This window comes from Campylobacter porcelli (assembly GCF_002139855.1).
Taxonomy (GTDB): Bacteria; Campylobacterota; Campylobacteria; order Campylobacterales; family Campylobacteraceae; genus Campylobacter; species Campylobacter porcelli.
This window is the reverse complement of record NZ_CP018789.1, coordinates 896,959-906,727: the sequence shown is the minus strand read 5'-3', so window position 1 is coordinate 906,727 and position 9,769 is coordinate 896,959. Positions and strand designations below refer to the sequence as shown.

The 9,769-nt window shown below is 34.0% G+C and carries 10 protein-coding genes; 2 read left to right on the top strand and 8 right to left on the bottom strand.

Annotation, left to right across the window (positions count from 1 at the left end; genetic code table 11):
- Positions 1-25 precede the first annotated feature (25 nt).
- Complete coding sequence (fliP, locus tag CSUIS_RS04600; protein WP_180379368.1) at positions 26-751, top strand: flagellar type III secretion system pore protein FliP; 726 nt, start codon at positions 26-28, stop codon at positions 749-751.
- Here fliP and CSUIS_RS04595 read toward each other — a convergent pair.
- From CSUIS_RS04595 to CSUIS_RS04560, 8 genes are read right to left on the bottom strand one after another with little or no spacing between them, the layout of a single operon-like run.
- Entirely contained in the window at positions 744-1,649 is a 906-nt protein-coding gene (locus CSUIS_RS04595) for an AEC family transporter (RefSeq protein ID WP_086297441.1), read from the bottom strand. The two genes, fliP and CSUIS_RS04595, sit on opposite strands and share 8 nt — an antisense overlap.
- Positions 1,646-2,248 carry a DedA family protein gene (locus CSUIS_RS04590; protein ID WP_086236636.1) on the bottom strand — a complete coding sequence of 201 codons (603 nt, stop codon included), beginning with the start codon at positions 2,246-2,248 and terminating at the stop codon, positions 1,646-1,648. Before CSUIS_RS04590 ends, CSUIS_RS04595 begins: the two co-directional genes overlap by 4 nt.
- A 7-nt stretch (positions 2,249-2,255) precedes the next feature.
- The gene (locus tag CSUIS_RS04585) at positions 2,256-2,939 is read right to left on the bottom strand and encodes a lysophospholipid acyltransferase family protein (protein ID WP_086297439.1); all 684 of its coding nucleotides are present in this window, start codon (positions 2,937-2,939) and stop codon (positions 2,256-2,258) included.
- A complete protein-coding gene (locus CSUIS_RS04580) occupies positions 2,923-4,065 on the bottom strand; it encodes a hypothetical protein (RefSeq protein ID WP_086297437.1) in 1,143 nt (380 codons plus the stop codon). Before CSUIS_RS04580 ends, CSUIS_RS04585 begins: the two co-directional genes overlap by 17 nt.
- Entirely contained in the window at positions 4,059-4,724 is a 666-nt protein-coding gene (purQ, locus tag CSUIS_RS04575) for a phosphoribosylformylglycinamidine synthase I (RefSeq protein ID WP_086236639.1), read from the bottom strand. The genes CSUIS_RS04580 and purQ overlap by 7 nt, the downstream gene beginning before the upstream one ends.
- 2 nt (positions 4,725-4,726) lie before the next feature.
- Positions 4,727-4,957, bottom strand: a complete 231-nt coding sequence (purS, locus tag CSUIS_RS04570) for a phosphoribosylformylglycinamidine synthase subunit PurS (RefSeq protein WP_086236640.1) — start codon at positions 4,955-4,957, stop codon at positions 4,727-4,729.
- 20 nt (positions 4,958-4,977) lie between these two features.
- Positions 4,978-5,691 (bottom strand): phosphoribosylaminoimidazolesuccinocarboxamide synthase, encoded by a 714-nt coding sequence (purC, locus tag CSUIS_RS04565; protein ID WP_086297435.1) that lies wholly within the window; start codon positions 5,689-5,691, stop codon positions 4,978-4,980.
- 10 nt (positions 5,692-5,701) lie between these two features.
- A complete protein-coding gene (locus CSUIS_RS04560) occupies positions 5,702-6,976 on the bottom strand; it encodes a S41 family peptidase (RefSeq protein WP_418229007.1) in 1,275 nt (424 codons plus the stop codon).
- A 173-nt stretch (positions 6,977-7,149) separates the two neighbouring features.
- Between CSUIS_RS04560 and CSUIS_RS04555 the strand changes: the two genes are divergently transcribed.
- Entirely contained in the window at positions 7,150-9,723 is a 2,574-nt protein-coding gene (locus CSUIS_RS04555) for an ATP-dependent Clp protease ATP-binding subunit (RefSeq protein WP_086297431.1), read from the top strand.
- Positions 9,724-9,769: the final 46 nt, after the last annotated feature.

Here is a 9,769-nt window from a genome sequence, read left to right as displayed (position 1 = left end):
ATTTTAAGGGGCTTTTTTGAGATTTTTGGCTTTAATATTTCTGTTTTTTGCTTCTGGATTTGGCGCTGATACGGTAACCGTGCCTACTATAAATCTTAGCCTAAGCGCACCAGATACCCCACAGCAGTTAGTTACTAGTTTAAATGTTTTAGTAGTTTTAACTCTTTTAGCTCTTGCTCCATCTTTGATATTTGTAGTTACTAGCTTTTTAAGATTAGTTATAGTGTTTTCATTTTTGCGTCAAGCTATGGGTACTCAGCAGATGCCACCTACAAATGTGCTTATATCTCTAGCTTTGATACTTACATTTTTCATTATGGAGCCAGTGGCTAAGCAGAGTTATGAGCAGGGTATAAAGCCATATTTGGATGAGCAAATTGGTTATCAAGAGGCTTTTGATAAAGGTGCAAAGCCATTTAAAGAATTTATGATACGAAATACTAGAGAAAAGGATTTGGCACTATTTTATCGTATTCGTCAGCTACCAAATCCGGCAACTATAGATGATGTGCCACTGACTATAGCGGCTCCAGCTTTTATAATTAGTGAGCTTAAAACTGCATTTGAGATAGGCTTTTTGCTATATTTGCCATTTTTGGTAATTGATATGGTTGTAAGCTCGGTTTTGATGGCTATGGGTATGATGATGTTGCCACCTGTTATGATATCGCTGCCATTTAAATTGCTTATTTTTGTCCTTGTTGATGGTTGGAATTTATTAGTTGGTAATTTAGTCCAAAGCTTTAAGTAGCTATAAAATATAAAATTGGCATTGTGATAAATATAGTTATCATACCTATGGCTACGCTTGATATGGCTAGATTTGAGTCTAAATTTGCCTTTAATATCATAGCACTTGCTAATACCATTGGCGGAGTAGCGACTTCTATTAACCCTATTACCCACTCTTTGCTAAGCTCTATACCAAAGATTTTTGCGATTAATAAAAATATAATCGGCGCTAATATCATTTTAGCTAAAATCACCACCGAGCAAGCCTTATAAGAGCTTTTAATGCTATTAAACCCAAGCCTTAACCCAACGGCAAATAGAGCCACTGGTACCATACTACTAGATAGCATTTTTAAAGGCTCAAATATAATCTCAGGTAGGGTAAAATTTTTAAGTATTACAGCTAGAGCTAGTGCAATAAATGGGGGAAATTTGATAATTTTAAGACTATTTTGGATTATTGAGCTTTTCTTTGAAGTTCCAAATCCTAGTATCAATGGCCCAAAGATACTAATAGGCAAAGCTGTAACTACTTGATCATATAAAATAACTATACTCAAAGCACCCTCACCATACAATCCTTGAACTATAGGAATGCCTATAAATAGAGTATTGCCAAACATGCTAAGGAGTGCTATACTAGCTAAAGTCGCATTTGAAAATTTAAGCCCATAGCCTATTGCTACAGCTACAAAAGCAGCTACTACTGATGAGATAAGCCCCACAAGCACCATACTAATTAAATTTAAATCTACAACTAAATGATATACTTTATCAAAAATCAATGATGGCAAGGCAAACCATAAAACAAAATCCAAAAATACTATAGCTTTATTTGGCGAGATGATTCTTAATCTCTTTGCTACATATCCGCTAAATAGCAGTATAAACATTGAAAATAGGGGATATATTATCATTTTTTGCGTCTTTTTTGTATGTATAGATATATGAGCGTGATGATGGCTACAGCAATTAATAGATATATGGTGATTTGGAGTAAATACTCTTTAATTAGCTCTTTTTGGTCTCCAATATAATACCCAATAGCAATTAAAATCGCTACCCAAATTCCAGCTCCAAGCGTGGTATAAATGCTAAAAGTAAAGATATTCATCTTAGCTAGTCCTGCTGGCAAGCTGATATATTGTCTAATGCCAGGAATTAAACGGCAGTTAAATGTGGAAATTTCACCATATTTATTAAAAAATCTCTCAAATTTAGCCATTTTCTCATCTGTAATTCCTATATATTTGCCATATTTTAATATAAATGCTCTACCAAAAAAGTAGCACAAATAGTAGTTAAATATCGCTCCAGCAAGGCTACCTAATGCTCCAGATGCAAATACCATATATAAATTCATCTGATTAGTATATACCAAATATCCAGCTGGTATCATCACTACTTCACTAGGAAAAGGAAAAAAGCTACTCTCTAAAGCCATTAGTAAAAATATGCCCACATAGCCCCAATCAGCTACTAAATTCACTAAGTAATTAACGATAGTTTCTAGCATATTTGACCTATTTGTTTAGATTTTGCTCTAGCAAATTTTGCATCTTAACTCTAGTATTTTCAAGCCAATTTTTATCGCTAGTATCTACAATATCCATATAGATAATTTTCAAGGTGCCAGAATTTACGCTAATACTCTTGCTATCTATAATCTTTCTTGATCCGATGATTAGCACAGGTTGAACGACTAAATTTAGCTTATTGGCAATCATATTTGCACCGCTTTTGAATTTTAAAATCTTATCTCCATTTCCACGAGTACCCTCAGGAAATATCGCTATTACTCTACCTTCGCTAATTCTATCTTTGGCTAATTTTATTATCTTTGGTAGTGATCTTGGGTCTTTGCGATCTATTGGTATCATCTTTGGCACACGAATTACATTACCAAAAAATGGTATATCCTCAATCTCTTTTTTGGCTATCCAACAGATATTAGCTGGATATATATCTTCTAATGCCATTATATCTAGCATACTTTGGTGATTAGCTATAATCATATTTGCCCTTGGGTCTGGAGAGCCTACTATATCTATTTTATACCCAATTAGAAATTTTTGCATTCTTGACCATTTGCGTCTTACCCATAGATTAGATGATGGAGCTACAAAAAATATTAAAACTACGATAACCACACTTAGTAGTATCTCAATAGCATATAGCCAGCTTTTTATCTTATTTAATGCTTTCATTATCTACCCAGCCTATTGTTTGATTTTGTAAAATTATCTTTGTGTAATTCTCATTTTTGGTGATAATTTTAACGTTTTGCTCTTTTGCTGCTATGGCAAATATAGTTGAATTTGACATTGGGAGAATTCTTACCTTAGCATTTGCTTTGAGCTTAGCGTCGCTAAAAGGCTTATTATCATGAATAGAGTAGGCGATGAATGCTATCGCAATTAGCAACCAATAGTAGCTCCTTTGCCAGATAAAAATAAGCAAAGATATAATAATAGCAATATATATGCTAATCTCTTTATATAGTTGAAATTCTCCATCTTTTGGGTTTAGTGGAACCTGCGTGCTTAGGTCGCTATCTTGGACATTTATAGTAAGATTTATATCATCAAAGCTATTTTTAGCAAGGTTATAGTAACTAAAGTTTATATTGGTTAGATTATTATCGCTTATTATTAGGTAAATTCCACTTTGATTTTTATAATCACCCTTAAGAGTGTCAAAGCCCTGTTTTTCGAAATTTCCAGGGATATTAAAGAGTGTTAAATTCCCATTTTTGCTACTTAATTCAATGGTGGTTAGATTAGAATACTCATTAAATTTAGAGCTTTTAAACATTTTTATCTCTAAATTTTCACCTACGAAATTGGCAAAATTCCCCTTTGGTTTAATGGCTTTTATCAAAGGAAGATTTGGTTTGATTGTTCTATTTTGAAAGAACATACCATTTCTTTTAAGAGTTAGAGTAATAGCCTCAATATCAGCATTTGGACTACTAGCTATTAAATGTATGGAGGTTTCATATACTCCAGCGGCTTTTTTACTCCATAGTGGCTTTTGGTTTAGCCAAGTTATATCATTAGATTGCAAGGTAAGATTCATATCAAAATCTAGAATTTTATCAGTATTTGCAACTAAATTTAGGGTAAAAGGCTGATAGATATAGACTGATTTTTCTACACTTTGACTAGATAGGCTTAGCTCTACTGGATCGATATTTTGGTATATTAGAGATGGATCAATATCCATTATCTCATCAGTATCTGCTATGCCTTGCATCTGCTCATTCGTAATTAATCGCTCATTACTAAAAGATATATTAACAAGCAAAATAAGTGCAACAATAGCTCTTAACAAAGAAATCCTTTAAGCATTTTAGCGCCATCTGTGCTGCCTAATATGCTCTCTACAGCTCTTTCTGGGTGAGGCATAAGGCCAAATATATTTTTATTTTTATTACAAATTCCAGCAATATTATCCACTGAGCCATTTAGATTTATCTCATTTCCATCTTTATCGCAATATTTTAGTAATACACAATCATCATCATATAGTGATTTTATAGTATCATCATCAGCGTAGTAGTTGCCCTCTCCGTGAGCTAGTGGGATATTGATTATATCGGAGTTATTGAAATTTGATAGAAATTTATTATTATTTGATACTACTTTTAGATGGTTAAATTTGCTAATAAAACTCATATTTTCATTTCGTCTCATAGCCCCAGGAAGTAAGCCAAGCTCTAAAAGCATTTGAAATCCATTACAAATCCCAAGTAGCAATCCACCGCTATTGGCGTGCTCTATAACTGTTTGCATAGCTGGGCTAAATTTAGCAATTGCTGCTGTTCTTAGGTAATCTCCATAGCTAAATCCACCAGGCAATACTATCAAATCAGCCTTAAAATCCCTATCTTTATGCCAGATTATCTCTGAGTTAAATCCTAGCAAATCAAAAGCGTATTTAGTATCCCTTTCGCAGTTTGTCCCAGGGAAATTTATGATAGCTACTCTCATTTTTAGCCTTTTACTATCTCATAATCTTCTATAACCGTATTTGCTAGTAGCTCCTCGCACATATTTTTTATCTCTTCATCTGTGGTATTCTCATTTAAATTTAAGATAATTTGTTTGCCTATTCGGACATCATTTACGCTATTAAAACCAAGGCTTTGTAGAGCATGTTTTGTAGCCTTACCAGCTGGGTCTAAGACCCCATTTTTTAAATATACATTTATAGTTACTTTCATAATCTACCCTTTTAAATTTATTATGATAATATCCTACGCAAAACCTCTTCATAGGCTACTTTTACACTACCTAGATCTTGACGAAATCTATCTTTATCCATCTTTTCGCCTGTATTTGCATCCCAAAATCTACAGCTATCAGGGCTAATTTCATCAGCTAATAAAATATTTCCATCTTTATCAACACCAAATTCAACCTTAAAATCAACAAGTTTTAGCCCTTTTGAAGCAAAAAATGGCACTAATATTGAGTTGATTTGTCTTCCAAGATGACGCAGAGTTACTAAATCTTGTTCGCTCTTTACAATATCTAATAAAATAGCGTGTTCATCATTGATTAGCGGATCGCCTAAAGCGTCATCTTTATAGTAAAACTCAACCAAAGTAAAAGGTAAAACGGTAGCCTCTTTAATACCCAATCTCTTGCTTAAACTTCCTGTAGCGATATTTCTAACTACCACTTCTAAAGGGATAATTGAGCATTTTTTGACTAGTTGCTCAGTTTGGCTAATGCTTTCTATTAAGGCAGTTTCTATGCCATTTTCTTTTAAAAGTTTAAATATAGCGGCGGAAATTTTATTATTCAAAGCACCTTTTCCCTCTTCGTTGCCTCTTTTTTCAGCGTTAAATGCTGTTAAATCATCTTTAAATTCAGCGATTAATAGCTCATCACTACCTTTGACCGACCACATTTTTTTACCTTTACCTTCGTAAAGCAACTCTAATTTTTCCATACATTTCTCCTTATTTGATATTTAATACTTTTATAGAGTCAATAGCTGTTTTTAGCTGAATATCATCATAAATTTGCTTTTGGGTTATTGTATTTTTATCATCTTTATCTTTTTTCTTATTTTTTGGTTCGATTTTGTTTAACTCACTCTCTAAATGTTGCTTTAAATCAGCCTCTTTTATATTAAATCCACTCTCTTCGTTTGGCACTTTGCCAGGATATACGACAATATCTGGTGTTACTCCTACTGCTTGGATAGTTCTACCGCTTGGGAGATAGTATCTTGCTACAGTTAATCTTAAAGCCTCTTTTTGATCAACTGGCATAATTACTTGAACGCTCCCTTTACCAAAGCTATTTTCTCCGATTACCACGGCTCTTTTTAAATCTTGTAAGGCTCCGCTTACTATCTCACTAGCACTAGCACTTCCGCCATTTATAAGCACTGCTAATGGTGCGTTTGTAATGAAGTTGCCTTTTTGTGCTGAGTGGATCTCATCTTCATTTTTATCTCTACCTTTTTGAGATACTATAACGCCACTTTCAACAAATAAATTTGTAAGCCCAACAGCTTGGTTTAATAATCCGCCTGGATTATTTCTTAAATCTAGGATTATGCCTTTGGCTTTTGGATATTTTTTGATAAATTCTCTAGTTTTTTTGGTTACATGTTGATCGAAATTTGTAACTCTTAAATATAGGATATTCTCATCTTCGATCATCTTAGCTTGGACTGATTCTACGGTGATTATATCCCTTACTATTTTTAGATCAAATGGCTTTTTCTCCCCTTGTCTTACTATGGTTATATCTACTGGGGTATTTGGTTTGCCTCTCATCTTATTTACAGCTTCATCAATAGTAGTGTTTATAGTTGATTCGCCGTTTATCCTTAATATCACATCACCTGATTTAATCCCAGCTTTATAAGCTGGAGTATCATCGATTGGGGCTATAACGGTTAAAGCTCCATCTTTTATCCCGACAGTTATGCCAAGACCGCCAAATTCGCCTTTAGTTTGGATTAACATATCTTTAAAGGCTTTTTCATCTAAATATCCAGAGTGAGCATCTAGATTTGTTAAGAGTCCAGATATGGTTTTATCAATTATTTGAGTGAAATTTATATCATCTACATAGTGCTTTTCTACTATGGCTATAGTTTTTGTCAGCTTCGCAAGGGCTTCTACTCTGCTATCTTGCGTTGTTTGGGCATTTAGGGCAATGGCACTAGCGGCTATAACGCTTATAAAACCAGTTAATTGTAAAATTCTACTACTTTTCAACATATAACTCCAAAAAAATAAAATCAGCTATTTTACCTAAAATTATATTAATTTTGTTATAACATTAAAAAAATTAGTTAAATTTGATTAAAAATATTAGAAAATTTACCAAACCTTGACAAATACAGACTAAAGTTATATAATACTACTCATATAAAGTTTAAGGAGAAAATATGGCAAATATATTTAATGAATTAACATCAATGAGCCAAGATTTAATAGATAGTGCTATATCTTTAGCCATTGGAAATAAAAATCCACAAGTTGTCCCTTTGCATATGCTTTGGGCTTTGAGTGCTGATAGTAACTCAGTATTAAATCAAATTCTAAATAAAGCAAATGTAAGCAAAGATGCCTTGGTGCTAGATATAAAAAGCAACGCTGATAAATTACCGCAAAGCTCAAATGTCTCAAAAAATAATATTCAAATTTCAAATGAATTAGTAGATAGCTTAGAGCGTGCTAAATCTGTAATGATCGGCTTAGGGGATAAATTTATAGCAGTTGATAGCTGGATAATTGGAAATTTAGATAGTGAGCCTATAAAGGGGATTTTATCAAAATATTTAGATTTGCTTGAGATCAAAAAAGAGTTAGAGCTAATGCGTGGGGGTAAGAGTATTGATACCCAAACTGCTGATGAAAATCTAGACTCTTTAAATAAATTTGGGATTGATCTAACCAAAAAGGCCGCTAGCGGTGAGCTTGATCCAGTCATCGGCAGAGATGAAGAGATCACTAGAATGATGCAAATTCTAATTAGAAAGACTAAGAATAATCCAATATTATTAGGTGAGCCAGGAGTTGGTAAAACCGCAATTGTAGAGGGCTTGGCTCAACTAATTGTAAAAAAAGCAGTCCCTACAACTTTAGCAAATAAAAGAGTAATTGCTCTTGATATGAGTGCTTTAATCGCTGGGGCAAAATATAGAGGGGAGTTTGAAGATAGATTAAAAGCTATAATTGATGAAGTTAAAAAGGCTGGAAATATAATATTATTTATAGATGAAATTCACACTATTGTAGGGGCTGGAGCTAGTGAGGGCTCTATGGATGCAGCAAATATACTAAAACCAGCCCTAGCTCGTGGAGAGTTACACACAGTAGGGGCTACAACGCTAAAAGAGTATAGAAAATATTTTGAAAAAGATGCCGCATTACAACGCAGATTTCAGCCTGTAAATGTCGCTGAGCCTAGCGTAAATGAGGCCTTGCAAATACTTCGTGGGATAAAAGATAGGCTAGAAGTTCATCACAATGTAAATATCACAGATAGCGCTCTTGTAGCAGCTGCTAAGCTAAGCCATAGATATATCAGCGGTAGATTTTTGCCTGATAAAGCTATAGATTTGATTGATGAAGCAGCGGCTGAATTAAAAATGCAAATTGAGAGTGAGCCATTTGAACTAGCTAAATCTAAAAGAGAGATTGAGACTTTAGTGGTTGAAAAAGAGGCTTTAAAGATGGAGGGTGAAGATAAAAATAGAGATAGATTAAATGAGATTGAAAAAGAAGTTGCAAATTTAAATGAGAAAAAATCAAATTTAGAGGCTAAATTTAAAAATGAAAAAGCGGTATTTAATGGTATAAGTGAGGCTAAAAAACAGATAGAAACTCTCAAAAATGAAGCTGAATTAGCAAAGAGAAATAACGCTTATGAAAAGGCCGCTGAGATAGAGTATGGCAAAATTCCAGAAGCAAGTGCTAAGATAAAGGATTTAGAGGCCAAATGGGAAGAGATGAAAAAGGGTGGAGTGCTACTTAAAAATGAGGTTGATGAGGATATGGTAGCTGGAATTTTAAGCAAATGGACTGGAATTCCAGCTGGAAAAATGCTTACAAATGAAAAAGAGAGGTATCTTAATATAGAATCCCATCTTAAAGATAGCGTAATAGGTCAAGATGAAGCCTTACACGCACTATCTAGAGCTATTAAGCGAAATAAAGCTGGTCTTAGTAGTCAAAATCGCCCAATCGGTAGCTTTTTATTCCTTGGGCCTACTGGGGTTGGTAAGACTGAGAGTGCTAAGGCGTTGGCAAAATTTCTCTTTGATGATGAAAAGGCGATGATAAGATTTGATATGAGCGAATATATGGAGAAGCACGCCGTTAGCAGACTTCTTGGTGCGCCTCCTGGTTATGTGGGATTTGAAGAGGGCGGACAGCTTACTGAAGCAGTTAGGCGTAAGCCATATAGCGTGATTTTGTTTGATGAAGTAGAGAAGGCTCATAAAGATGTGTTTAATATCTTACTTGGAATTTTAGATGATGGCAGGGCGACTGATAGTAAGGGTGTTACTGTAGATTTTAAAAATACAATCATTATTTTAACTAGCAATATTGGCTCATCAGCGATTATGGATCTAAGCGGTAAAGAGAGAGATGAAGCGGTTAAACTAGCTTTAAAAGAGTATTTTAAGCCTGAATTTTTAAATAGATTAGATGATTGTATTATATTTAATCCGCTTGGTGAAGGGGAGTTGGGTCAGATTGTAAAAATAATGTTTAAAGAGCTAGAGAGCAAGCTTTTGGCTCGTGGGATAAAATCAGAGCTTAGCGATAAAGCTATAAATTTAATTTCACAAGCCGGATTTGACCCTGTATATGGTGCTAGACCACTTCGCAGAGCCCTATATGAGCTAGTAGAAGATAGGGTGGCTGATATGATTTTAAAAGATGAAATCATAAGCGGCGATAGCATAGTTATAGATGCTAATGATAGTCAAATTGTGATAACGAAGGGTTGATTTATCCACGAATAAATTTATCTTGCTAGATGGTTTGTGCTAATCA